Genomic DNA, 25,049 nt, shown 5'->3' on the forward strand with positions numbered 1-25,049 from the left:
TGAACATAACCCCCAGAATGGAAAAACCACAGAAAGTTCTCATCCTCGGTTCCGGCGCCCTCAAAATTGGGGAGGCCGGTGAGTTCGACTACTCCGGTTCGCAGGCCCTCAAGGCGCTGAAAGAGGAAGGCATCCGCACCATCCTCATCAACCCCAACATTGCCACCGTGCAGACGTCGGACGACATTGCCGACGACGTGTACTTCCTGCCCGTGACGCCCTACTTCGTGGAGGAAGTCATCAAGAAGGAGCAGCCCGACGGCATCCTGGTGGCCTTCGGCGGGCAGACGGCCCTGAACTGCGCCGTGGCCCTGTACCGCGCCGGCGTGTTCGAGAAGTACAACGTGCGCGTGCTCGGCACGCCCGTGCAGAGCATCATCGACACCGAGGACCGCGACATCTTCAAGGAAAAGCTCGACCAGATCGGCGTGCTCACGGCCCGCAGCGAAGCCGTAACCACGATGGAGGACGCGCTGGCGGCCGCCGAGCGGATTGGCTTCCCCATCATCGTGCGCGCCGCCTTTGCGCTGGGCGGCCTGGGCAGCGGCTTCGCCAACAACATGGACGAGCTGCGTACCCTGGCCCAGAAATCCTTCTCGACCTCCGACCAGATTCTGGTGGAAGAGTCCTTGAAGGGCTGGAAAGAGGTGGAGTACGAGGTGGTGCGCGACCAGTTCGACAACTGCATCACGGTCTGCAACATGGAGAACTTCGACCCCATCGGTATCCACACCGGGGAGAGCATCGTGGTGGCCCCGTCGCAGACGCTGAGCAACCGCGAGTACCACAAGCTGCGCAGCATCGGCATCAAGACCATCCGCCACTTGGGCATCGTGGGCGAGTGCAACATTCAGTACGCCCTCGACCCGCACTCGGAGGAATACCGCGTGATTGAGGTGAATGCCCGTTTGTCGCGCTCCTCGGCCCTGGCTTCCAAGGCTACGGGCTACCCGCTGGCCTTCGTGGCCGCCAAGCTGAGCCTGGGCTACTCCCTGGCCGAGCTGAAAAACAGCGTGACGCAGACCACCTCGGCCTTCTTCGAGCCCTCGCTCGACTACCTGGTGGTAAAGCTGCCGCGCTGGGATTTGAGCAAGTTTGCGGGTGTGCAGCGCCAGATCGGCTCGGCCATGAAGAGCGTGGGCGAGGTGATGGCCATCGGCAAAACCTTCGAGGAAGCCGTGCAGAAGGGCCTGCGCATGCTCGACACCGGCCGGCGCGGCTTCGTAGCCAACAAGCCCGAGCCCATCGACCTCGCGGACCTCGACCGGCTGCTGAGCGAACCGAACGAGGAGCGCATCTTCGCCATCAACGAGGCATTCCAGGCCGGCTACGACGTGGAGCGCGTGTACGAGCTGACGCGCATCGACCGGTGGTTTTTGCAGCGCCTCTACGGTATCTACCAGCTGGGCCTGCAGCTCGGCGAGAAGCGCCAGCAGGGTGGCCTCGATGCCCTCGACACCGACCTGCTGCGCCAGGCCAAGAAAGCGGGCTTCTCGGACCAGCAGCTGGCCGTGCAGCTGCTCGGGCCGGCCGAGGTGAAGGCCAACGAAATGCTGGTGCGCGCCCGCCGCAAGGCCCTGGGCGTGCTGCCGGTGGTCAAGCAAATCGACACGCTGGCGGCCGAATTCCCGGCCCAGACCAACTACCTCTACCTCACCTACCACGGCACCGAAAACGACCTGGAGCCGGAAACCGACAAGTCGGTGGTGGTGCTGGGCTCGGGCGTGTACCGCATCGGCTCGTCGGTGGAGTTTGACTGGTGCGGCGTAAACGCGGCCCAGACGGTGAACGAGGAGGGCTACAAGTCCATCATCATCAACTACAACCCCGAAACCGTAAGCACCGACTACGACGTGTCGGACCGCCTGTACTTCGAGGAATTGAGCTACGAGCGGGTGATGGACATCCTGGACTTTGAGGCGCCGCAGGGCGTAATTCTGAGCACTGGCGGGCAGATTCCGAACAACATTGCCACCCGCCTCGAAGCCGCCGGCGCGCCCATCCTGGGCACCGCCGCCGCCCGCATCGACGAGGCCGAAAACCGCCACAAGTTCAGCAGCATCATGGACGAGCTGGGCATTGCCCAACCGCGCTGGAGCGAGCTGACTACGATGGAGGCCATCTACGACTTCGTGAAGCAGGTGGGCTTCCCGGTGCTGATCCGGCCGAGCTACGTGCTGTCGGGCGCGGCCATGAACGTGGTGTCGAACCCGCAGGAGCTGGAAGAGTACCTGAAGCTGGCCGTGGAGGTCAGCGCCGAGTACCCGGTGGTGGTGTCGGAGTTCATCCAGGAAGCTAAGGAAATCGAGCTGGACGCGGTGGCCGACAAGGGCGAAATCGTGTCGTACGCCATATCGGAGCACGTCGAGTTTGCCGGCGTGCACTCCGGCGACGCCACCATGTACTACCCGCCCCAGCGCGTGTACGTGGGCACGGTACGCAAGCTCAAGGTCATTGCCGAGAAGATTGCCCGGCGCTTCGAAATCAGCGGGCCGTTCAACATCCAGTTCCTGGAGAAAAACGGCGCCATCCGCGTCATCGAGTGCAACCTGCGCGCCTCGCGTAGCTTCCCCTTCGTGAGCAAGGTATCGGGCCACAACCTGATCAAAAAGGCCACGAAGGTGCTGCTGGGCCAGCACGTGGAGCGCGACGCGAGCGAGCTGGTGTACGACCTGCCCTTCGTGGGCGTGAAGGCCTCGCAGTTCTCCTTTACCCGCCTGCAGGGCGCCGACCCGGTGCTGCGCGTGGACATGACCAGCACCGGCGAAGTGGGCTGCCTGGGCGACACGGCCGAGGAAGCGCTGCTGAAGTCCTTGCTGTCGGTGGGTTACCGCATTCCGGAGAAGACGGTGCTGATGTCCAGCGGCCCGCTGCTCTCCAAGGTGGCCCTGCTCAGCGCCGCCAAGCTGCTGGTGCAGAAGGATTACACCATTTACGCCACCCACGGCACGCACAGCTTCCTGGCCGAAAACGGCGTGGCCAGCACCCTGGTCTACTGGCCCGACGAGCTGCAGGAGCCCAACGCCCTGACCTACCTGCGCGAGCGGAAAATCGACCTGGTCATCAACATCCCCAAGAACCTGACCAAGGGCGAGCTGGACAACGACTACAAAATCCGCCGCACCGCCGTCGACTTCAACATCCCGCTCATCACCAACGCCCGCCTGGCCAAAGCCTTCATCAAGGCCTTCACCACGCTGAAGCTGCAGGATCTGAGCATCAAGAGCTGGAAGGAGTTCAAGGCGGAAGCCGCGCCGGTAGAGGCGTAGTCAGCGGAGTTCATAAGAACGTCATGCTGAGCTTGTCGAAGCATCTCTACCGCTTCGTTGTTCGGCATCGGCGCTGATTGGACAAAGCAAGAACGTCATGCTGAGCGAAGCTGAAGCATCTCTACTGATAGTAACTCCTCTCGTGAGGACGACCCCGGTAGAGATGCTTCAACAAGCTCAGCATGACGTTCTGATTTTCGGCTGTTCTGCGTAACGTAGCCGCATGTACGTCTACATCCTGACTAACCCGACCCAAACTGTGCTCTACATCGGCGTCACCAACGACTTGGCCCGCCGCCTCTATGAGCACAGCCAGGGCCGCGGTGACGCGGGCAAGTTCACCGGACGGTACCAAGCGGATTTGCTGGTGTACTTCGAGCAGTGCCCGGATGCTACGCAGGCTATTGCGCGGGAAAAGCAACTGAAAGGCTGGACGCGGCAGAAGAAGGACGCGCTGATTGCGGCGTTTAATCCGACGTGGCAGGCTATTGATTTGCAGACGTGGGCGGGGTAAACTAAATACTTATGAATAAGCTATCTGAGCTAAATGACCTTTGGAAAAAGGCAAAGATTAGAACAGTTGACACTGCAACTGAACAGCAGGTTAGTGAGTTTGAAGCAACTCATAATCTGATTATTCCTCATGATTTACGAGGTTATTTCGTAGCTGTGAACGGTACCGACAGGTTGCCGGATAATGAGTTTTATACTTTCTGTACGCTTGAGCAATTTCAACCAATCACCAAAGTTTTAGATGCTTGGAAAAACGGTATACCGAGGCATAGCGACGTGCTTGAGAAAATAGGCAGCCCTCAAAATTGCTTTGTATTTGCGGATTATAGCATCTACCTCTTTGCTTACGCTATCAGGCTGTACCCTACAGAATCTGCTCAAAATGAAGTTTATGCAATCTGCGGTGGAGAATACAGAATTATAGCCAAGTCGTTTTCCGAATTCATCGACCTGTATCTGCAGCAGGCGGATGAACTTACCTTTTGTCTCATCGCCTGAGCAACGAAGCGGTAGAGATGCTTCGACAAGCTCAGCATGACGGCCTGACGGCCTTTTCCGTCTGCCGTTCTGAAATACCGTAGAACACCCCATGAAAAAATTCACCTCGTTCGCCGACGTACCCGACTACCGCGCCCTGCTGCAACAGGCGCTGGAGATTAAGCAGAACCCCTTCGGCTACCAGCACGTCGGGCGTAATAAAACCGTTGGACTCATCTTCTTCAACCCCAGCCTGCGCACCCGACTTAGCTCGGTGAAGGCGGCCTACAACCTGGGCGCGCAGGCCTGGGTGCTCAACGCCGGTGCCGACTCCTGGACCCTGGAAATGGCCGATGGCGCGGTGATGAACGGCGGCACCCAGGAGCACATCAAGGACGCTATTGCGGTGATGAGCCAGTACTGCGACGTGCTGGGCGTGCGTACCTTCCCCACGCTCAAGGACCGGGAGGCCGACTACAGCGAAGAAGTGTTCCGGAAAATCATGCAGTACGCCACGGTGCCCGTCATCAGCCTGGAAAGCGCCACGCTGCATCCGCTGCAAAGCTTCGCCGACCTGATTACGGTGGCCGAAACCAAGCGGAAGGAACGGGTGAAAGTGGTGCTCACCTGGGCTCCGCACGTGCGCGCTTTGCCCCAGTGCGTGCCCAACTCGTTCTGCGACTGGTTCTCGGAAATCGACTGGGTAGATTTCGTCATTACCCACCCCGAAGGCTACGAGCTGGACCCCAAGTTTACGAAAGGGGCCCGCATCGAGTACGACCAGCAGAAGGCCCTGGCAGGCGCCGACTACGTGCAGGCCAAGAACTGGAGCAGCTACCAGCAGTATGGCCAGGTGCTCCAGAACGACCCCGCCTGGATGCTCACACCCGAGCACATGGCCCTTACCAACGACGCCAAATTCCTGCACTGCCTGCCCGTACGCCGCAACGTGGAGGTATCGGATGCGGTGCTGGATGCGCCCGGCTCACTCATCATTCAGGAAGCCGGCAACCGCACCATTTCCATGCAGACGGTGCTGCACGAATTACTGAAGTAACCAGTTGGTTGGTAGCTACTTAAAAGATGTATGTGGTTGATGGTCAGCGGGTTTTTTACGACTGTACACAACTAGTTGACAAAAACTGCGTTAGAGGCCTTACAAAAGACAGCCATGCGGTTGACTTTAAGTAGTTCCATTCACCCAAATCACCTGCTATGAAAAAGCTACTTGCCATTGCCGCCTTGCTCGTAACTGGTGTTTCGGCCGCCAACGCCCAAACGACCAATACGTCAACCACGACTACCACCACCCAGCCTACCCAAACAACGACGACGACACCGGCCACGGTGCCAATGCAGGGCCAGGGCACCATCAACCAGACTACGACTACACCGGCCACCACAACCACGGTAGAAACCCAGTCGACAACTACGGATACGTACAAGCCCGCCACTACAACGGGGGCTGACGTGAAGGCCAAAGACAAAAAGAGAAAATCGAAAATGAAGGCTGATAACTAAGTCAACCTGCTTTTTTGAGTATTAAAAGCTCCCGGCACTGCATGTCGGGAGCTTTTTTTGTCTCGCGCTTAAAGGAGTTGTTTACAGGAATAAGGCCAGTTGACGGCCTATCATATCGTCGGGAGTTTCAAGAGAGGATAGGGACACGCCAAGCAGGCGCACCCCTTTTGTGAGTGGCAGCAGGCCCAGCAGCAACTCGTGGGCTACCTGGGCCAAAGCGTCCGGCCCTGGTAATAGCCCTACCAGCGTCCGGCTGCGGGTAATTTGCTGGAAGTCGGCGTATTTTACCTTGAGCGTGACGGTACGGCCCCGCAGGCCGGTCCGCTGGCAGTGCGCCCAAACTGCTGCGAGGCAGGGCTGCAGGCCGGCACGTACATCCTCGGGGGTTTGTAAATCCTGCTCAAAAGTTGTTTCGGAACCAATGGATTTGCGCAGCCTGTCTGGTACTACCGGGCGGTTATCCTGGGCCCGGGCAATATGATAGTAGTGAGAACCCGCCTTGCCAAAATGCTGACGCAAGAAGGTTTCGGACTGCTGCCGCAAGTCGAGACCAGTGAAAATACCGAGGCTATTGAGGCGGGCTGCCGTGGCCGGCCCGATGCCGTGAAACTGCCCCACCGCCAGCTCCGCCACAAACTCCAGCCCCTGGCTGGGTTTGATAACGAACTGCCCGTTCGGCTTGCGGTAATCGGAAGCCAGCTTTGCCAGAAACTTGTTGTAGCTGATGCCGGCTGAGGCCGTAAGCTGAGTTTTCTGCCAGATTTCTGCCCGAATCAGCTCGGCAATGCGGGTAGCCGAGGCAATATTCTTCAGGTTGGTGGTTACATCCAGGTAGGCCTCGTCCAACGACAACGGCTCGATGAGCGGGGTGTATTCGGCGAAAATGCCCCGAATCTGCCGCGACACTTCCTTGTACACCTCAAAGCGCGGCTTCACGAACACCAGGGCAGGGCATTTGCGTAAGGCAGTGCTGGAAGGCATGGCCGAACGGACCCCAAACTGCCGGGCTTCGTAGGAGGCGGCGGCCACCACGCCCCGGGCCCGGGAACCGCCTACGGCCACCGGCTTACCGCGCAGTACCGGATTGTCGCGCTGCTCCACGGAGGCGTAAAACGCATCCATGTCAAGGTGAATGATTTTGCGGGTTTCAGGAAAGTCCACGGGTAGGGGGGAGGCAGCCCCAAAGTTCGGCAAGCCGGACCGAAAACTGCCGCCTACTGAAACGAATCCAGCCCGGGGAGGCCTGCGCCGTGGTGCTCAATCCTGCACGGGCTCCAGCGGCGCTACCGGCCGGGGCTTGCGGCTCACCAGGAACACGCCCCCAAAAATAAGCAGGGCCTGCAGGGCTTTTGTAAGCGTAAGCGTGTCTTTGCCCAAAGCCACGGCTATGCCCACTGCCAGCGCCGGCTGCAGGTAAATATAGGCCCCCAGCAGGGCCGGAGAGGCATATTTCAGCGCCCAGTTATTCAGCAGATAGGCCAGAATAGTCAGACAGATAACCATGTAGGCAATAGCTGCCCAGATGCTGCCTGGAAAGCTACTGTACTCGGGTTGCTGCACCTGCTGCCAGCCGGCGGGCACGGCCAGAAAGGCCCCCACCAGAAAAATACGAGCCAGCACCGTGAAAGGGTGGTACTTGCGCATCAGGGGCATCACCAGCACCAGGTAGATACCGAAAGCCGTAGCATTGAGCAGAATGTACACATTGCCCAGCAGCCCATCCTGGCCCCCGGCCGCTACCGGTCCCCGGCTGAGGATAATGCTGGCCGCACCTACGGCTGCCAACCCAATACCTGCCAGGCGGGGCAAAGTGAGCCGCTCACCCAGCAGCACCGCCGACGCCAGTACCGTGACCACCGGCGCAATAGTCTGGATGAGGGAAGCATTGATGGGGGAAGTCAGGTTCAGGCCCGAGAAAAACAGCAGCTGATTCAGCCCGATACCCAGGATGCCGCAAGCCACCGCCCGCAGCTGATCGGACCGGCCCCGGATATGGTCCTGGGGAGCAATGAGGCGGCTGAGGACACCAAAAAACACCGCCGCCCCTACAATGCGGAGCAGCACCAGCCCAAACGGCCCCACGTACCGGGGCATTACATCCTTGGAAATACTGTAGTTGGCAGCATAAATCAGGGCTACAACAAATAGGGCCGCGTGGACCTTCAGGGAATTTTTCATAGAGTAAGAATGTGGCGTAAGCTTTAGCTTGCGCCGTACACCGGCCGTAAAAGGGGCAGCATCACCGCGCTCTGCCGATTTTTACGCCCGGTTCTCGTTTATGCACGGCGCAAGCTAAAGCTTACGCCACATTCCCCGCGCATGTCCACTGGTTCCTTATTCGATTCCGACCCCGCCTCCGTGCCCCGCCCAACTTCGCCCGGGCCCGGTGCTCCGCTGGCGGAGCGTATGCGCCCTCAAACCCTGGAGCAGTACGCTGGGCAGCAGCACCTCATCGGGCCCAAGGGTGTGCTGCGCCGCTACCTGCAGGCGGGCCGCCTGCCCAGTCTGATTTTGTGGGGGCCGCCCGGCGTGGGCAAAACTACCTTAGCTAACCTGCTGGCCCAGGCGCTGGGTAAGCCCTTCGCCTCCCTTAGCGCCGTGAATGCCGGCGTAAAGGATGTGCGCGAGGTAATTGAGCGGGCCCGCAAGCAGCGCGGCACGGTGCTGTTCATTGATGAGATTCACCGCTTCAGCAAAAGCCAGCAGGATGCCTTGCTGGGGGCGGTGGAGCAGGGCGTGGTTACCCTGATTGGGGCTACCACCGAAAATCCTTCTTTTGAGGTAATTCCGGCCGTGCTGAGCCGGGCGCAGGTGTACGTGCTGGAGTCGCTGAGCAAGGATATTCTCACTGGCATCGTGGACAATGCCCTGGCCCACGACGAACTTCTGCGGCAGAAAAACGTGCGGGTGCAGGAGTACGGGGCCCTGCTCACCATTTCGGGCGGCGACGCCCGCAAGCTGCTCAACCTACTCGAAATTGTGGTGGAAGCCAGCCACCCCGACCCCCAAACTGGCGCAATCATCATCACCGACGAAGGCGTGCAGCAGCTGGCCCAGCAGCACCTGGCGCGCTACGACAAGGGCGGCGAAATGCACTACGACGTCATTTCAGCCTTCATCAAAAGCATCCGCGGCTCCGACCCCAACGCGGCCCTCTACTATCTGGCCGTGATGCTGGAAGGTGGCGAGGATGTGAAATTTATTGCCCGCCGCCTGCTCATTCTGGCCAGTGAGGATGTGGGCCTGGCCAACCCCAATGCCCTAATGCTGGCCCAGAGCTGTTTTCAGGCCGTTACGGTGATTGGCCTGCCCGAGTCGGATATTATTCTGGGCCAAACGGTGGTGTATCTGGCAACTTCACCCAAGAGCAACGCCAGCTATAAGGCCATACGGGAGGCGCGGGCCCTGGTGCGCCAGCAAGGTGTGCAGCCCGTGCCCATTCCGCTGCGCAATGCCCCCACCAAGCTCATGGCCGAACTCGGCTACGGCCAGCAGTACCAGTACTCCCACGACTACCCCGGCAACTTTGCCTACCAGGAGTTTCTGCCCGAAGCGCTCAGCGGCACCGTGTTTTACCACCCCGGCCAGAACCCGGCCGAAGCCAAAGCTCAGGAGCGCCTGCGCCAGCTCTGGGGCGAGAAATACGGGTATTGATGGTAGGGTATGAGGGTGTGGGGGTGTGGGGGTGTGGGGGTAGGAGTTATTAGCCCGTCATTCCGAGCTTGCCGAGGAATCTCGCGTGCTGACGTTGCACTGGTGACTGTTACGCAGAATGCAGCGGAGCGGAGTGATGCATCTCGCGTGCAGTGCTGATCCACCTCATTGCAACATTAGCCCGTCATTCCTCGGCAAGCTCGGAATGACGGGCTAATAACTCCTACCCCCGCACCCTCATACCCTAAACTCCCGCCTGTTCCACCCCCAAACCGGGCTGTTGGTTGAATACCCAGTTGGAGGCGCGAAAAGCGGCTACTTTTGCTTCAGATACTTAATCTGCTACTTCCATGAGACAATTTTTCAAGTACGTACTGGCCACCCTCACCGGCCTCGTACTGTTTGCCGGGGTTGGCCTGCTGCTACTGGTCGTTATTATTGCCGCCGCGGCTTCCTCCGATAAAGAAGTAACCGTAGCCAGCAACTCCGTGCTGGAGCTAAAGCTGGATAAGCCCATTGGGGAGCGTGAGTTTGACAACCCATTTTCAGGCTTTACGGGTGGGCAGAGCAGCACCATCGGGCTGGATGAGTTGAAGGCGGCCATCCGCCGGGCCAAGCAGGACGACGATATCAAGGGCATCTTCCTGAATCTGGAGCTGGTGCAAGGTGGCATGGCTTCCATGGAGGAAATCCGCCAGGAGCTGCTGGCTTTTAAAAAGGCCGGCAAGTTTATCGTAAGCTACACCGATGCTCAGTCGGAGAAGAGCTACTACCTAGCCTCCGTGGCCGATAAGCTCTACCTGAATCCTCAGGGCACCCTGGAATTCAACGGCCTCTCCTCGGAGACGATGTACTACAAAAATCTGTTCGACAAGCTAGGCGTACAGGCGCAGATTTTCCGGGTAGGCTCGTTTAAAAGCGCCGTGGAGCCGTTCTTTCGCACCAATATGTCGGACTCGGCCCGGCTGCAGACGTCTTCTTTCCTGAACTCGCTCAACAGCTCCATGCTGGCCGAAGTGGCCGCCGCCCGTAAGATTGCCCCGGCTCGCCTCCAGGTGATTTCTGACTCCATGCTGGTGCACAACGCCGATGACGCCAAACGGCTCGGGCTGGTAACCGACCTGGGCTACTACGACCAGGCCACCGACTACATCAAGGGCAAGCTGGGCGTGGAGAAGGACGGGAAACTTAGCCTGATTGAGCTGTCGGATTACAAGAAATCGGCGGATGAGGAGGGCAGCACCAGCGGCAACCGCATTGCCGTGGTGTACGCGGAAGGCGACATCGTAACGGGAAAAGGCGCCAACGAAAGCATCGGTAGCACCCGCTTCGCCGAGGCTATCCGCAAGGCCCGCCTCGATAAGAACGTGAAGGCCGTGGTCCTGCGCGTGAACTCGCCCGGTGGCTCTTCGCTGGCTTCCGACATTATCTACCGTGAAGTGATGCTGACCAAGAAGGTGAAACCCATCATTGCCAGCATGTCGGACGTGGCGGCTTCGGGCGGTTACTTCATTGCCATGGGCTGCGACACCATTGTGGCCCACCCAACTACCATTACCGGCAGCATTGGGGTGTTTGGGGTACTGCCCAACATTGAGCCTTTCCTGCGCGACAAAATTGGCATCACCACCGACCGGGTAACCACCGGCAAGTTCTCCGATTTCCCTACCATCACCCGCGCCCTCACGCCGTTTGAGCAGCAGCAGTTCCAGAGCGAAATCAACCGCATCTACGCCGACTTCACCACCAAAGCCGCTCAGGGCCGCAATATGCCGGTGGAGCGTCTGCGTCGCCTGGCCTCGGGGCGGGTATGGTCGGGCACCGAAGCCAAAGCCCGCGGCCTGGTGGATGTGCTGGGCTCCATGGACGATGCCCTGCGCATTGCCGCCCGCCGCGCCAAGCTGAAGGAAGGTGACTACCGCATTCAGAAGCTGCCCCGGCAGAAGTCGTTTGCCGAAAACCTGTTCAGCTCCTTCTCCGAGGAAGCTCGCCTGCGCATGGTGCGCGAGGAAATGGGCCCGATGTACCCGATGTACCAGCAGTACAAAAAGCTCTCCGAAATGAAAGGCGCCCAGATGCGGATGCCGTTCGAGGTGAACGTACAGTAAGTGTTTGGTTGTCAGTAGCTGGTTATCAGTAATCAGATACAATAGTTGCTGCCTGCTACGTAGCAGCAAACAATTTTGTAGAACACCTCTTGGTCTGTCATCCGGAGCACTGCTCCGGATGACAGACTTTTTTTCAACCTTGCGGTTACAGCCCTGACCACCGTCAACCAGCAATTATCAACCAACCATGCAACACCTCCGCGAAGCCGCCGACTACCTCCAGCACCGCCTCAACAACTTTCAGCCCGAAGCCGGTGTTATTCTGGGAACCGGCCTGGGGGCTCTGGCCAAGGAGGTAGAAGTGCAGCACCGCTTTTCCTACGCCGATATTCCGCATTTTCCGGTGTCCACGGTGGAAAGTCACGCCGGCGAGCTGCTGGCGGGGACCTTAGCCGGTAAGCGGGTGCTGGTGATGCGCGGCCGGTTTCACTACTACGAGGGCTACACCATGGAGCAGGTGGTGTTTCCGGTGCGCGTAATGAAGCTGCTGGGCATTCGTAACCTGTTCGTGAGCAATGCCAGCGGCGGCCTCAACCCCGATTACGATTACTCCGACCTGATGCTGCTAGAAGACCACATCAACCTGCAGCCCGGCAACCCGCTCATTGGCCCCAACCTGGACGAGCTGGGTTTGCGCTTCCCCGATATGATGGAGCCTTACAGCCTGGGCCTGCTACAGCTGGCCGAGGAAGCTGCCCGGGAGCTGGAGCTCACGCAGTATCTGCGCCGGGGCGTGTATGCCAGCCTGCCCGGCCCCATGCTGGAAACGCCCGCCGAGTACCGCTACCTGCGTACCATTGGGGCCGATGCCGTGGGCATGAGCACCGTACCCGAGGTAATTGCCGCCGTGCATATGGGGTTACCGGTGCTGGCCGTATCCGTCATCACGGACCTGTGTGCGCCTGGCAAGCTCAAAAAAGTAAACATTGCCGACATCCTGCGCACGGCTGCCGTAGCCGAGCCCCGTCTCACGGCGTTGCTGCGCCGGGTACTGGAAAAGCTATAAGTACAGTAACCTGTCAGAGTGCAAAAAGGCCCGCTACCAGTTGGTAGCGGGCCTTTTTACGGAAGTTGTGGCCTATTTGCGTGCCGGCCCGAAACTGTACATTTCCGGCTGGTTGTGTTTGGCGGGGTGCCCGTACACGAGCTTGGCGGTGGTTACACTCTCTACGGTATATTCCTGGGCGGTGCCTTTATGGTCGGTGAGGTGCAGGGTGCGGTTGTCGGTGCCCATCAGCATCCAGGTGCCGCGGTAGGTAGTACCATCGGCCAGCAGGGTCTGCACATAAGTGCCGTCGGGTTTAAACTGCATACTGTACCGGTCCTTGATGGCCTCGGCGCTGGTGAGTTGCCCGCCGCTGCTTACCTCGTTCAGCCACCAGACGGTAACGCTGGTAAAAGCAGCCGTGGTAACTGGCTCCCGGGGAGGCGGGGTGCAGCCGCAGGTAGATTTTTCGCAGCTGGTTGTGCCTGCCGCACCCAGGGCCAGCAAGGCGCTGCAAGCCAGCAGGCGGGCAAAGCGAAGAGTAGCAGGTATAGGCATGGGAGGTTGCTATAATACGCTGGTGAAGCGCCGCTCCTCCGTCTCGCCACTTTTGTTCACCCAGGCATAGCGGAGCTCCTGGTTCGAAACGCGCCCTACGGTGTAGTCCTGGGCGGCGCCTTTGTGGTCAACCAGGTTCAGCAGCATGTTGCTTTCCTCCAGCTTCCAGGTGCCATTGTAGGTGGTGCCGTCGGCCAGCAGGGTTTGCACATAGGTGCCATCGGCCCTGAGCTGGATGGTATACCGGTCTTTAATGGTGCTGCCGCTGCCGGCCAGCTGGTTATTGAGGTATACCTCATCAAGCCGCCACTTCTGGGCCATTTGAGCCATTACTACCGATGGTACCGGTACCGGGTCGCAGCCGCAGGATGTATTGTCGCAGCTGCCCACCATGAAGAAGGTGGAGAAAAATACGGCAAAAAGAATAAGCGGGCGTTTTATACGCATGATTGGGTGGTAAGGAAGATAAGAAAGAAGTGACGGGTAAATGTATGCCGGAAAGCCGCGCAGCTTTCAGAGAATTTTGCGAAAAACCAGGTGACGACAGTCGGTAGAACTATGAGTGTCGAGGTAGAGCGAATCGCCGACGACAGTCGAGGAGCCGGTACCGGTGGCGTTGCGAATGATGAACTCCTCCCGGCTGCCGGCCGCGTCGGTCAGAAGCACGTATGGAAAGCCGTTCAGCCGCCACGTTCCCTGCGCCAGCACCGCGCCGCGCCCGTTGTGCAGGCGCTGAAAGGTATGGTCGGGCCGCAGTACGAGTTGGCTGTACCGTCCGGCGCTGTCGGTGGGGCACGCCTCCGGGCAGAAGCAAGTAGCGCGGGCCTGCCGCCAGGTATAACTCAAGGAAGCCTCCTCAAAAGCGGGAGCCGGTGCCACCTCAGGGCGGCAGCATAAGGCGGCCATCAGCGGCAGCGTAAGCAAACCGGTAGCAGCTAAGAAGGAGGCACGGCGCATAAGCAGTATATGGTAGTTTCCTCTGCAGGAGCCCATCCGGGCCCCGAGGGTTGCACGCCGCTATTTCACAATTACCATGCGCCGCTGGTAGCTCAGAACGGTAAATACGCCCACGCCACCCTCCACGGTGCTCTTAATGGCTGAAGGCTGCCCGAAAGGATTACCGTTGGCATTGCGCGCATCCTGTACCGACTGCAGAAACCGGAAGTACGGTTGGTCCAGGTGGTAGAGCGTAACGAAAATCGTGTCGTTGGGAGCAAACTCGTAGCTGGTGCCCAGGCTGTATTCGGCACCATTGTTAAGGCGGTCCTCTACGGTGTACTCCACTTCCGGGTCGCGGGAAATACTGTCCCGGTGAATCTGCAGGCGGTAGTAGTCGGTAGTAGGAGCCGGGTCGCGGAAGCGGGTAAGTACGTAGGCCTTGCGAAACTCGCCCTGCTTGTCGTTGAACTTCCACTCCACCGTATCAATGGGCACCAGCGCGGGCATAGTGGCCTGGCCGGTTACCCGGCGGCCCTGAGTGTCCATCACCTCCAAGCGGAACGTTTGACCAGGGGTTGGCGAAATGCGGCGCTGCCCGATGTGGGTGTACACCTTGCCGGTTACATTATCAATGCCCGGATCGAAGCGGAGTTCCTGGCGCTGCCCGTTGGGCAGGGTCAGGTAGGCTTTTACATCGGTGGGGACCTGGGGGTTGGGCGAAGAAAGATAAGGTGCCGATTCCGACACGGCAATGCGCGGAATCTGCCCACTTTCCAGGTAGGCCTCCACCACCAGCTGAGGCGGGTAGTCGGGCAGCACCACGTCGATATCCTGCTGCAGGCCGCAGCTGCTCAGCAACCAAAGGGCCAGCAAACCAGGCAAGGACCCGAAAACCGCATTCGAAATCCGCGTAATCAGAGAAGACTGCATATTCCGCGCTTAGAATTTGAAATTATACGTCACCGACGGAATAACCGGAAACAACGACACCTGTCGGGCCCGATAGCTCAGCACTTCATCCGTCTGCTTATCCTTTACCTGGTCGAAGTACACGAAGTAGGGGTTGCGGCGGTTGTAGGCGTTGTACACGCTGAACGTCAGGTCCGATTCGGGTACCCAGCGGTTGGGCCGCAGTTTCCACACTACCCCAATATCCAGGCGGTGGTAGGGTGCCAGGCGGTAGGTATTGCGCTGCGGATAAATGGGCACCGCCGCCACGTCGCCGCCGTACACATCCTGAAACACGAAGCGGCCCAGCGGCAGGGTAGTGGCCTGCCCCGAGGTGTACACGAAGGAACCCGTGAGCTGCACCCGCTCCGATAAGCTATGCAGCACTACTACCGTCAGGTTGTGGCGCCGGTCGTAGGTTGGGTAGAAGGGGTTGCCGTTATTGATGCCCGTAGTGCCGCGCTGGGCCGGAAACTGCCGCTTCGTCCACGATAGGGTATAGCCCACCCAGCCGGTGGTACGGCCCTGTTTTTTCTCCAGGTATATCTCGTTGCCGTAGGCCCAGCCCTTACCAAACAAAAACTCGGAGTCCAGGTCAGGATTCACGAACAGTTGGGCTCCATCCTTAAAGTCGATCTGACGCTGCGCCCATTTGTAGTAGGCCTCGTTGGTAATCAGGTAACGCCCATCGCCCAGCAGCCAGCTAATGCCGGCCGCCACCTGCTGGCTGCGCTGGGGCTTCACCGAGCCCCGTGAGGGGTACCAGATATCGGTGGGCAGGGAGGCGCCGGAGTTTGTTACCAGGTGTACGTACTGGTACATCAGCGCGTAGCTGCTCTTCAACGATACGGTGGGCGTGAGGGAGTAACGCACGGCCGCCCGGGGCTCCAGGCCGCCGTACTGGTCGGCACCCGACCGGAAGCCCGACAGGCGCAGGCCGTATTCCAGCTGCCACTTCTCGGTGGGCTTGTAGGTATCGGACGCATACAGGGCCGCCTCGGCGCCCGAGTACGTAATATCGGAGCCCAGGGACAGGCGGCCGTCCTGGGAGCCGGCCTGCAACCGTCCCGTACCAAAGCGGTGGGCCGTGGCCGTTACCCCAAACTTTAGCGCGTGCTGGTCGTTGGGCAGGTAGTCCAGGTCGGAGCGCAGGGTCAGGTCCCGGATGTCGGAGGAGAGGTTGAAGGCAAACTGGTCGAGCCGGTTGCTGATGCGGTACTCGTAGCGCGTGAGCGAGGCCGTGGTGTTCAGAAACAGCCGCTTATTGAAAGTATGGTTCCAGCGCAGCGCCCCCACCGCATTGCCCCAGCTGAAATCAAAGTTGAAGCCATTCTGGGAGTTGAAGCCAAACACATCGTGCCCCAGGTACCCCGACAGAAACAGCTCATCCTTCTCACCCAGCTTGTAGTTGGCCTTGGCGTTGAGGTCGTAGAAGTAATAGTCGGGAATAGGGTTGTAGTCGTCCTGGCCCTCGTTTAGCTTGTTGATCTGGCGGGTAAACACATCGAAGTAAGTGCGCCGCCCCGATACCAGAAACGCGCCCTTTCCCTTCTTGATAGGGCCTTCCACCGTCAGGCGCGACGAAATCAGGCCGATGCCGCCACTGGTGGTAAACTTATCAGGGTTGCCTGGCCGCAGCTTTACATCTACCACCGACGAGAGCCGGCCGCCGTACTGGGCCGGGAAGCCGCCCTTGTACAAGTCCACCGACTGCACGGCGTCGGGGTTGAACACCGAGAACAGCCCGAACAAGTGGCTGGGGTTGTACACCAGGGCGTCGTCCAGCAGTACCAGGTTCTGGTCGGCCGAGCCCCCGCGCACGAACAAGCCGCTGGTACCCTCGCCGCCGTTTTGTACGCCGGGCTTCAGCTGCAGGGTTTTCAGGATATCTACCTCCCCGAACAGGGCCGGCAGCAGCTTGGCTTCCTTGGCCGTGAGGCGCTCCACACTCATCTGGGTGGTCTGGAGTTTTTGCTCCAGCGAACCACGGCCCTCCACAACCACTTCCTGCAGCTGGTTGCCGGCACTGACCAGCTGGAAAGACTGCCGCTGATTGCGGGTGAGGTTAACGGTCAGCGTCTGGGTGTCGTAGCCGATAAAGGATACGACCACTTGGTGGCGGCCTTCCGGCAGCCGCAGTGAGTAGGCTCCCTGCTCATCGGCCGTGGCACCCAGCCCAAGTTCCGGTACGGCCACGGTGGCACCGGGTAGCGCCTCGGAGGTGCCGCTGGCCCGCACCACTCCACTGAGTACGCGCTGCACCTGAGCCCAGGCCGTGGTGGGCAGGACCGTCAGCAAAATCAAAAAACCAGCAACCAAAAACCGGAACCCCATACTACCCTGTCTATCCATGAGCCCCAAAGTACGGACACGCACCGCAAACGACCGAATGAGCCGGCCGCAGGAGTAGAGGTTGCACGCTACCGGCCCACCGGGCGGATTTTTATTTCCGGCCCGCGGTACGGCGGGTTTCAGCGCAGTACGCCCTGCACCACCTGGCTGATGTGGGCGGCGGATACTACGCCGGCCTGCCGCCACACCGGCTGCCCCTGCTGAAACAAAATGAGGGTGGGAATGCTCTGCACCCGAAACTGCTGGGCCACGGCCTGGTTGCGGTCCACATCTATCTTGATGACTTTGAGCTTGCCCTGGTGCTGGTTGGCTACCTGCTCCAGAATGGGCGCCATGGTTTTGCAGGGGCCGCACCAGTCGGCATAAAAATCTACCAGCACGGGCATCCCTGGGCTGTTGATCAACTCGGAAAAGGACTTTTTGGGCATACAGCTGCTACCTATATCCGCCGCCCCGTGCGGCCGGAGTACCCGTTATACGGTAGTTAGGTGGGAACGATAAGCGGCCCAAACGGGCAGTTAGGCCACAAAAAAAGCCCAGTGCTGCAACACTGGGCTTCTGGGTGTGGGTGAGTGTGGGTGAAGAGGAGTTAATTCTTGCCCACCAAGGTAACATCATTTGCGACTTCAGAAAAACCGAAGCGGCCACCAACCACTTTTTTTCCGCCTACCTGGCACTCCCAGGTGTAACGGCCCGGCTGGGCCCGGCCCGCTTCGCCCCGCTCGGTTTTGAAGTATTCGGCTTCTGTGGCTTCCGAAGGGAAAATCACGTCGATGCCGTTCTGGCCTTTGGGTACCTGCTTTACAAGCACGTATTCTTTGCCGGTTTCCTGGTTAATAACTACAAATTTGGCGGTATAGCCGCCGAGTTGGCCAAACTTATCCATTACCCCAATCTTCACGTAGGCATCCGTAGACACCAGCCAGGTTTGGGCCTTGGCTTGAGTGGGCGAGAAAACTACCAGCGCCAACAAGAAGCCGATGGTTTGCAGGAAGCGGCGGAGGGGGAGAGCAGGAGTAGAAACGCGCATACGAGAGACGATAAAGGTGAAACGCCGACTTTTAAACAAAAACAAAAGAAGAGAAGAACACCAGTTGATTGCCCACTTCGCCTGATCATACAACTGAGGTGCAATCAAATATAAATGATATCCGACAACTCCAACAAAATTTTGTGCCGCTTTTGGAAAAATTCAGGCCTGATTGTCAAACCAGTAGCATGAGGCTCCCCGTAAGTAGCTGCTTGCCCGATGCGAAAGAAGCGAATTGAGTGGCCGGCGGCCCCCGCGCCCGGTGCCGGCGGGCCCCATTGCGGTTTGTGTGAGCGAGCTGTGCAGCAAACTTCCCGCCACCACCTAGTGCCCCGGGAGGAAGGTGGCCGCCATGGCCCCACCGTGGAGCTGTGTCAGCCTTGCCATAGTACTATTCATCTGCTGCTGAGCAACCGGCAGCTAGCCCGGCAGTACAATACCGTGGAAAGTCTGCGCGAGGCCCAGGAGCTCCAAACCTATCTGCACTGGGTGCGCCGTAGCCGGGTGGAGCGCATCAGCAACCGCCGGGCCCGGCGCTGAGGGACTGGTGCAGCCGACCGGGCTGCTACCTTTGGGCGGAGTTAACTGATCTGACTTCCGGTGAAATACTTCGTGCCTTTCCGGCAGCTACGGCAGCAGCCGACTATTGTAGTGGATAGCACGGGCCTGGGAGCCAGCCTCACGCTGGCGCACTGGCGCGGGGCCGCCACGCCCGCACCCCTGCGCGACGACACCAGCGTCGGCTCGGTGCTGCGGGCCCTGCATCAGCCCCACACGCCTGGCCTGGAGGCCGAAGCCGTTACGGCCAACCACTTTGATATTGATGGGTTTGTGGGCATATGGGCACTGCTGAACCCCGAGCTGGCCCTGCACCATGAGCACCTGCTGCGCCTGGTGGCTACTCTCGGCGACTTCCGGGAAACTGACTGGCAGGACCCGCTGGCCGACCAGGCCCTGCAGCTGGTGTGCTGGCTGAATGCCGAGGAAAAAGCCCGGTTCTATGAGCCCTTCGGGGCCCCGGCCCGGCGCCGGCGCGAGGATGAGGCCTCGGCGGAAAAGTTCAACTGGTTTCTGCCCCGCTTTGCCGGGGTGCTGGAAAACCCTGAAAGCGGCCGCGCTGCCTGGGAGCCGGAGTACGCAAGGGTTCGGCAGGGAGTAGCCGCCATGCAGCACCCCGGCACCACCGTGCGCCGTTACCCGGAAATCGGGCTGACGGTGGTCCGGACGCCGGAGCCGCTGCCCTATTACGCGCTGTTTGGGGCCACCGTCGGCACCGATATGGTGCTGAGCCTCTACAAGGGGCAGCGCTACGAGTTCGAGTACAAATACACCACCTGGATTGACCTGGAAAGCCGGCCCACCCTCCCGCGTCTGCCCCTGGATGCGCTTACGGCCCGCCTGAACGCCCTGGAAACTACCGCCCGGCGCTGGACCTTCGACGGCATCACCGATACTGGCCCTCTGCTGCGCCTGGGCGGCAAAACCCTGAGCAAAGTGCAGCGCTACGCCGACCCCGACCAGCGCCCCATTCACGCATCCTCCATTCCACCCGCGCAGGTGGAGGAAGAAGTAGTGAAGTTTTTCCGGGCAGGCTACGTCGGCGTTGAGCCCCGCCGTTACTGGACCTGGGCCGAAATCCGGGCAGCCGGACAGCCCGAGCAGGCTTGAGCTACCTGCACTGTCATTCCGAGCGAAGCGAGGAATCTGGGTTATACATCAGGAGTTAGACCCAGATTCCTCGCTTCGCTCGGAATGACAGCTTTCTGTAATCAACCAGTTACACTTCCTCCCCAAACCCCAGCACCCGCAGGGAGCTTACGCCCCCGGCGCCTTTATGCACGCTGATTTGGGTAGTGATGCGCTCCTTCAGGCCCTCGACGTGGGAAATGATGCCGATGGTTTTGCCGGTGCCCTGGAGCAGTTCCAGGGCCGAGAGGGCCACGTCCAGGGTGTCGGGGTCGAGAGTTCCGAAGCCTTCGTCGATGAACAGGGTGTCTATCTGGGTGCGGCGGCCGGCCAGCTCCGAGAGGCCCAGGGCCAGGGCTAGGCTCACCAGAAAACTCTCCCCGCCCGACAACGAATTCATGGTGCGCACGGCCCCGGCCTGGTAATCATCCTGAATCAGCAGGTCCAGGTGCTGCTCGGGGTTGCGCAGGATGCGGTACCGGTCGGTGAAGCGGTGCAGGTGGCGGTTGGCCAGGTCCACGAGGCGGGCCAGGGTGAGGCCCTGGGCAAACTCGCTGAACTTCTTGCCATCAGCTGAGCCAATGACTTCGGCCAGCTGCCGCCAGCGGGCGGCTTCCTGCTGCTGCTTTTCGAGCTGGGTTGCCAGGGCGGCGTGGCGCTGCTGTCCGGCCTGGTGGGCCTGCAGGCGCTCCTGGCGCTGGCCCAGCTGCTGGTTTAGCGTGGCTAGCTGTTGGGTAATAGTCGCCAGTTGTTGGTCGATGTATTCCGGCGGCTCCGGGGTAAGGGCGCGCTCCTCCTCGGTTTGCAGCAGGGCAGCGGTTTCCTGCAGTGCTTCGGCGGCCAGGGCTACTTCCTGCTCGTGGCGGCGCAGCTGGTTGTGCAGGGTCTGGAGTTCCGGGTCGGGGAGGAGCAGGGCGGGCAGGGCGGCGGGGTTGGGGGTGAGGCCGGCGGCGCTCAGGTCCGCTACCAGGGCCGCGTGCTGCTGCTGCCGGGCCTGCTCCTGGAGCCCGGCGTCCTGCTCGCGCTGCTGCAGGGTGCCGGCGGCCACCGTGTACGCCGTTTCGTGCTGTTGCTGCTGCTGCTCGGTTTGCTGGCGCTGCTGCCCGGTGGTGTATACGGCCTGCTCCAGCTGCTGCCGCACCTGAGCTACGTTGGGCTCCGCCAGCAATTCAGTGCGCTGCTGCTGCTGGCGCTGAATAGCCGCGTGCTGATCCACCAGCCCCTGCTTGCGGACTTTCAGCCAGGCTTGCAGCTCCTGCTGGTCAGCCTCGGCTTTGGCGGCTTCCACGCTCACGCCGCCCAGCTCTTGCCGGGCCGTGTTGAGCTGCCGGGTTTTCACCTCGAACTCCGCAATGCGCTGGCGGGCCAGCTCCATCAGGGCCTGCCCGTTTTCGTTGCCGAACGGCAGGCTGAAGTACTGGGCCTGGCTCTGGATGGTGGCCCGCACGGGCAGTACCTGGTCTTCGGCGTCGGTTAGCTCCTGCTGCAGTTTGGCGGCTTCTTCGGTGTAGGCCTGGTGGTGGCGCACGGCGGCTTCGTGCCGGGTCTGGGCCTGCTGCAGGTGCTGGTCGGCGGTGGTGAGCTGCTCCCGCAGCTCCCGCAGCGTCTGCACCAGCTGCTTTACTTCCTCGGCGGCGCTTCGCTCGGCGGTTTCGGGCAGCAGCTGAATAGTGCCGGCAGGGGCTGTCGCGGGTGCCGGACCCGTCTGCTCCAGCATGGTTACGTAGGTGTTCAGGCGGTTGAACCGCGTGCCCAGGGCCCGCACCTGTTGGCTCAGTTGCTCTTCCCGCTGCAGGTCGCGCTGAAACGAGTCTTCGCTTACGCCCAGCACGCCGGCCACGTAGGGGTGCTCGGTGGCGCCGCACACGGGGCAGGGCCTGCCCGTTTCCAGCAGCTGGCGGGTTTCGGTGTGCGAGAGGATCAGCTGCTGCATCTGCAGGCTGCGCCGCAGGTCGTCCCAGTGCTGCTGCTGCTGCTCCTGCTCCTGATGGAGGCTGCGTACGTGGTAGTGCAGGCGCTGCAACCACTCGTCGCGGGCCGTGCTGGCTTCCTCAAAACGGGCTGTGTGGGCCCGCAGCAGTTGGCGGGCCCCCTCGGCGGCCTGCTGCTGGGTGGCTGCTTCGGTGGCGGCCTGCTGCTGGCGCTGCCGGGCTTCGTGCAGGCGCTGGCTTAGCTGGCCCAGGGTGGTTTTCAGGCCAGCCCACTGCTGCAGGTTGGCCGACAGCTCGGGCAGGTCGGCGGCCAGCTCGCTCACCACAGCATTCAGCAGCAGCCACTTTTCCGTTTCTTTCACCTGCTCCCGCAGAATACCGGCGCGCTGGCCTGCCTGCTCGGCCGCCAGTTTCAGGCGCTTGCACTGCTCGTTTTTCTCCTCGTACTCGTCCTTGCCCTGCGTGAGCTGACGCCGGGCCTCGGCCATCAGCAGATCCAGCTGCTCGGCCTCCCGCAGCCTGGGTTCCTGGGTTTTGTAGGTGGTGGTGGCCGTTTCGTGGGCTTGCTGGGCGGCGGTACGGGCCGTTTCGGCGGCGGCGCGGCGTGCCTGCAGCTGGGGCAGCTGGGTGCGCAGCTGCTCCACTTCCCGCTGCAGGCGTGCCAACTGCTCGTCAGTCTGGCGCAGCAGGGCGTAGGCGGTGGCGAAGGGGGCGGCTTGCTGGTGCAGGGCCAGGCGCTGGCGCAAGGGGGCCAGGGTTTCGGTTTGGGCGGTAAGCTGCTGCTGGCGCTGACGGGTGGTGTGCAGCTTCTGGCGCAGCTCCTGCAGGCGCCGGTGCCACTGCCGCGCCTCGCGCAGCTGCTCCTGGGTGGCGGTGGCCGCAGCCAGCTGCCCGGTCAGGTCCTGCACTTCGCCCGCCAGAAACTCTACCTCCGCCGCCGAAAGCAGCGCGACGCCCTCCAGGCCCTGGCGCAGCTGCTCGACCACTAGGTTTTCCTGCTTGGCCCGCTCAAACGCCGCCCGGGAAATATCGGAGTATTTGCGGGTATCGGTAATCTTTTCCAGCAGCTGGGCCCGCTCGCCGGCCGGCGCTTTCAGGAACCGGGTGAAGTCGCCCTGGGCCAGGAGCACAGAGCGCAGAAACTGCTTGTATTCCAGCCCGCTCAGCTCGGACACGCGCGGGGGCACCTTCGACTTATAGGTTTCCAGGAAGGGCCAGGTTTCGGTGCCGTCCTCGGCCATTTTCCGCTCACTCAGCTCCATTTTGGGGTCCTGAAGCGGGCCTTCGGGGCGGCGGCGGGCCCGGTGCTGGCCCCACTTGCTGCGGTACTGCTGCCCGTTTACTTCAAACTCCACCTCGGCCCAACTCTCCCCGGTGCCGTGGCTCATCACGTGCTCAGGCCCGCTGCTCTCGTGCCGGGGCACCTGCCCATAGAGGGCCAGGGTAATGGCGTCGAGGATGGTGGTTTTGCCCGCGCCGGTGGGGCCGGTTATGGCAAACAGGCCCGCGTCGGAAAGGGGAGTCTGGCTGAAATCAACGGCATGCTCCCCGCGCAGGGAATTGAGGTTGAAGAAACGGACGCGAAGAATTTTCATCAGGAAGCAAAACCGGGATTGGCGCAATCCGTTGCGCGCCCAATTAGCCGGCAAGTTACGGCTTGTAGGCCAGCTTTAAGCCTTTCGGATGGCTGCTGTGCGTTTGTACAGGGACAGCAGAAGTCTGTTATTTGAGCATCACTATACCTCAGATACGCATGGCCAAAAAACAGGATAATCTCGAAAATGAAGCAGTCAGAAAGTATACTTTCCTACAGGATATGTACCAGGACGAGTACTTTCCAAACAAGCTGGTAGACAAAGGCAAAACCATTTTGGTAGGGTTGTGCTTCGAAATCGAACGGCAGCAACCCCAATCACTAGACGATTTGTACGAGTTGACCCACGCGGCAACGGATAAATTCAATGAGTTGCAGGAGGCGTTTGATGAAGCGGATAGTGAAATAGAAACGGGCGCGCGCGAGTGTATTGCAGAGGACTTCGAATTTGTAGCAAAGGCTTATGGTTTTGAGGCCGACGTAGAAGAACTGATAGCCACCAGAGAGTGGTAGAGTCTGCCGAATAATACGCTACACATTCACAGCCTATCTTCCCACTTCCACCATCATTTACTGCCCCGATGAAATACCTGCCGCTGGCCACGCTGCTTCTGCTCTTCACGGGGGCCTGCGCGCCGGTACGCCCCGCCACAACCGCCGCTTCCGCAACCCCGCCGCCGGTGTCGCCGGAGCTGTACCGCACCATTGCCCGGCAGGACAGCCTGATGTTCGTGGCCTTCAACCAGCAAGACGTGGCCAAGTTGCAAACCTTCTTCGCCGAAGACCTGGAGTTCTACCACGACAAGGGCGGTCTGGCCGACTTCCAGCAAACCATGCAGGGCTTCCGGAATCTGTTCGAGCAGAACAAAACCACCGGCCTCAACCGCCAGCTCGTGCCCGGCACCCTGGAGGTGTACCCCATCCACAACTACGGCGCCGTGGAAACCTATCAGCACCGCTTCTGCCACGTGGAAAACGGCCGCGACGACTGCGGCACGTTCAAGAATATGATGGTGTGGCGCCTACGCGACGGGCGGTGGCAGGTGACGCGGGTAGTGAGTTATGGGCATTGATATACTGTCAATAGATTTATGAAAATTTTACTCGATATTGATGGAGTATTGGTGACGACACCAATCTGGCGAAAAGCGGAAGTGTTAGCCGATGGATTCTTGAAATTTGATGAAAATGCATCGAAAAATTTAGCTGATATTATTTCTGCAACAAATTCGTCTATTGTGCTAACAACCACACATAGAATAAATTTTTCTTTAGAGCAGTGGTATCTATTGTTCGAGGCAAGAGGCGTGGTAGCAAGTAATATTGTAAAAATTAATGAAATGAATCCGATTAATTTAGAGCGTGTTTGGGAATTCAGACCCGATTGAGCGACATAGTGATGTTAGCTAGTAATAGCCAAGCAACATGGCTAGCGGGAGTGAATTCGTAATCAACGACCACGCGGCGAAAGCAGGCTAACCAGG

General features: G+C 60.2%; 23 protein-coding genes. 13 read left to right on the forward strand and 10 right to left on the reverse strand.

Annotated features, from left to right (window positions below; all coding sequences use genetic code 11):
* The first annotated feature begins 17 nt into the window (after positions 1–17).
* From carB to EI290_RS05380, 5 genes are all read left to right on the forward strand, one after another.
* Complete coding sequence (carB, locus tag EI290_RS05360) at positions 18–3,269, forward strand: carbamoyl-phosphate synthase (glutamine-hydrolyzing) large subunit (RefSeq protein WP_125427490.1); 3,252 nt, start codon at positions 18–20, stop codon at positions 3,267–3,269.
* 223 nt (positions 3,270–3,492) lie between these two features.
* Positions 3,493–3,783: a GIY-YIG nuclease family protein gene (locus tag EI290_RS05365; RefSeq protein ID WP_125427492.1), complete on the forward strand. Its 291-nt coding sequence runs from the start codon at positions 3,493–3,495 to the stop codon at positions 3,781–3,783.
* Positions 3,784–3,794: 11 nt separating this feature from the next.
* Positions 3,795–4,280 carry an SMI1/KNR4 family protein gene (locus EI290_RS05370; RefSeq protein WP_125427494.1) on the forward strand — a complete coding sequence of 162 codons (486 nt, stop codon included), beginning with the start codon at positions 3,795–3,797 and terminating at the stop codon, positions 4,278–4,280.
* Positions 4,281–4,371: 91 nt separating this feature from the next.
* Positions 4,372–5,316 (forward strand): N-acetylornithine carbamoyltransferase, encoded by a 945-nt coding sequence (locus EI290_RS05375; RefSeq protein ID WP_125427496.1) that lies wholly within the window; start codon positions 4,372–4,374, stop codon positions 5,314–5,316.
* A 158-nt stretch (positions 5,317–5,474) separates the two neighbouring features.
* Positions 5,475–5,780, forward strand: a complete 306-nt coding sequence (locus EI290_RS05380) for a hypothetical protein (RefSeq protein ID WP_125427498.1) — start codon at positions 5,475–5,477, stop codon at positions 5,778–5,780.
* Between the two features lie 81 nt (positions 5,781–5,861).
* Here EI290_RS05380 and dinB read toward each other — a convergent pair whose 3' ends face one another.
* Positions 5,862–6,941: a DNA polymerase IV gene (gene dinB / locus EI290_RS05385; protein ID WP_125427500.1), complete on the reverse strand. Its 1,080-nt coding sequence runs from the start codon at positions 6,939–6,941 to the stop codon at positions 5,862–5,864.
* A gap of 96 nt (positions 6,942–7,037) precedes the next feature.
* Positions 7,038–7,958, reverse strand: a complete 921-nt coding sequence (locus EI290_RS05390; protein WP_125427502.1) for a DMT family transporter — start codon at positions 7,956–7,958, stop codon at positions 7,038–7,040.
* A 228-nt stretch (positions 7,959–8,186) separates the two neighbouring features.
* Here EI290_RS05390 and EI290_RS05395 point away from each other — a divergent pair, with 228 nt between their 5' ends.
* The 3 genes from EI290_RS05395 to EI290_RS05405 all read left to right on the forward strand — a co-directional run bounded on the left by EI290_RS05395 (position 8,187) and on the right by EI290_RS05405 (position 12,548).
* Positions 8,187–9,434 carry a replication-associated recombination protein A gene (locus EI290_RS05395; protein WP_246008865.1) on the forward strand — a complete coding sequence of 416 codons (1,248 nt, stop codon included), beginning with the start codon at positions 8,187–8,189 and terminating at the stop codon, positions 9,432–9,434.
* A 350-nt stretch (positions 9,435–9,784) separates the two neighbouring features.
* Positions 9,785–11,542, forward strand: coding sequence for a signal peptide peptidase SppA (sppA, locus tag EI290_RS05400; protein ID WP_125427506.1), 1,758 nt, complete (start codon positions 9,785–9,787; stop codon positions 11,540–11,542).
* Positions 11,543–11,729: 187 nt separating this feature from the next.
* Positions 11,730–12,548 (forward strand): purine-nucleoside phosphorylase, encoded by an 819-nt coding sequence (locus tag EI290_RS05405; RefSeq protein WP_125427508.1) that lies wholly within the window; start codon positions 11,730–11,732, stop codon positions 12,546–12,548.
* A gap of 72 nt (positions 12,549–12,620) precedes the next feature.
* On the opposite strand, the gene EI290_RS05410 is transcribed toward EI290_RS05405, so the two are convergent.
* The 7 genes from EI290_RS05410 to EI290_RS05440 form a co-directional block, all read right to left on the reverse strand.
* Entirely contained in the window at positions 12,621–13,085 is a 465-nt protein-coding gene (locus EI290_RS05410; protein ID WP_125427510.1) for a hypothetical protein, read from the reverse strand.
* Positions 13,086–13,094: 9 nt separating this feature from the next.
* Complete coding sequence (locus tag EI290_RS05415) at positions 13,095–13,532, reverse strand: hypothetical protein (protein ID WP_125427512.1); 438 nt, start codon at positions 13,530–13,532, stop codon at positions 13,095–13,097.
* 66 nt (positions 13,533–13,598) lie between these two features.
* Positions 13,599–14,042 (reverse strand): hypothetical protein, encoded by a 444-nt coding sequence (locus tag EI290_RS05420; protein WP_125427514.1) that lies wholly within the window; start codon positions 14,040–14,042, stop codon positions 13,599–13,601.
* A 60-nt stretch (positions 14,043–14,102) separates the two neighbouring features.
* Entirely contained in the window at positions 14,103–14,954 is an 852-nt protein-coding gene (locus EI290_RS05425; RefSeq protein WP_125427516.1) for a DUF4249 domain-containing protein, read from the reverse strand.
* A 9-nt stretch (positions 14,955–14,963) separates the two neighbouring features.
* Positions 14,964–17,324, reverse strand: coding sequence for a TonB-dependent receptor (locus EI290_RS05430; RefSeq protein ID WP_246008858.1), 2,361 nt, complete (start codon positions 17,322–17,324; stop codon positions 14,964–14,966).
* Between the two features lie 119 nt (positions 17,325–17,443).
* Positions 17,444–17,752, reverse strand: coding sequence for a thioredoxin (trxA, locus tag EI290_RS05435; RefSeq protein ID WP_125427518.1), 309 nt, complete (start codon positions 17,750–17,752; stop codon positions 17,444–17,446).
* Between the two features lie 161 nt (positions 17,753–17,913).
* Positions 17,914–18,354: a hypothetical protein gene (locus EI290_RS05440; RefSeq protein ID WP_125427520.1), complete on the reverse strand. Its 441-nt coding sequence runs from the start codon at positions 18,352–18,354 to the stop codon at positions 17,914–17,916.
* A 219-nt stretch (positions 18,355–18,573) separates the two neighbouring features.
* Here EI290_RS05440 and EI290_RS05445 point away from each other — a divergent pair, with 219 nt between their 5' ends.
* Positions 18,574–18,894: an HNH endonuclease gene (locus tag EI290_RS05445; protein WP_246008859.1), complete on the forward strand. Its 321-nt coding sequence runs from the start codon at positions 18,574–18,576 to the stop codon at positions 18,892–18,894.
* Positions 18,895–18,954: 60 nt separating this feature from the next.
* Entirely contained in the window at positions 18,955–20,022 is a 1,068-nt protein-coding gene (locus EI290_RS05450) for a DUF6687 family protein (protein WP_125427522.1), read from the forward strand.
* 109 nt (positions 20,023–20,131) lie between these two features.
* On the opposite strand, the gene EI290_RS05455 is transcribed toward EI290_RS05450, so the two are convergent.
* A complete protein-coding gene (locus tag EI290_RS05455; RefSeq protein ID WP_125427524.1) occupies positions 20,132–23,566 on the reverse strand; it encodes an AAA family ATPase in 3,435 nt (1,144 codons plus the stop codon).
* A 158-nt stretch (positions 23,567–23,724) separates the two neighbouring features.
* On the opposite strand from EI290_RS05455, the gene EI290_RS05460 reads away from it, so the two are divergent.
* The 3 genes from EI290_RS05460 to EI290_RS05470 all read left to right on the forward strand — a co-directional run bounded on the left by EI290_RS05460 (position 23,725) and on the right by EI290_RS05470 (position 24,953).
* On the forward strand, positions 23,725–24,078 hold the full coding sequence (locus tag EI290_RS05460) for a DUF5713 family protein (RefSeq protein WP_125427526.1): 354 nt from the start codon (positions 23,725–23,727) through the stop codon (positions 24,076–24,078).
* Positions 24,079–24,146: 68 nt separating this feature from the next.
* On the forward strand, positions 24,147–24,638 hold the full coding sequence (locus EI290_RS05465; RefSeq protein WP_125427528.1) for a nuclear transport factor 2 family protein: 492 nt from the start codon (positions 24,147–24,149) through the stop codon (positions 24,636–24,638).
* Between the two features lie 18 nt (positions 24,639–24,656).
* Positions 24,657–24,953, forward strand: coding sequence for an HAD domain-containing protein (locus EI290_RS05470; RefSeq protein WP_125427530.1), 297 nt, complete (start codon positions 24,657–24,659; stop codon positions 24,951–24,953).
* Positions 24,954–25,049 lie beyond the last annotated feature (96 nt).

This window comes from Hymenobacter metallilatus (assembly GCF_003944705.1).
Lineage (GTDB): Bacteria > Bacteroidota > Bacteroidia > Cytophagales > Hymenobacteraceae > Hymenobacter > Hymenobacter metallilatus.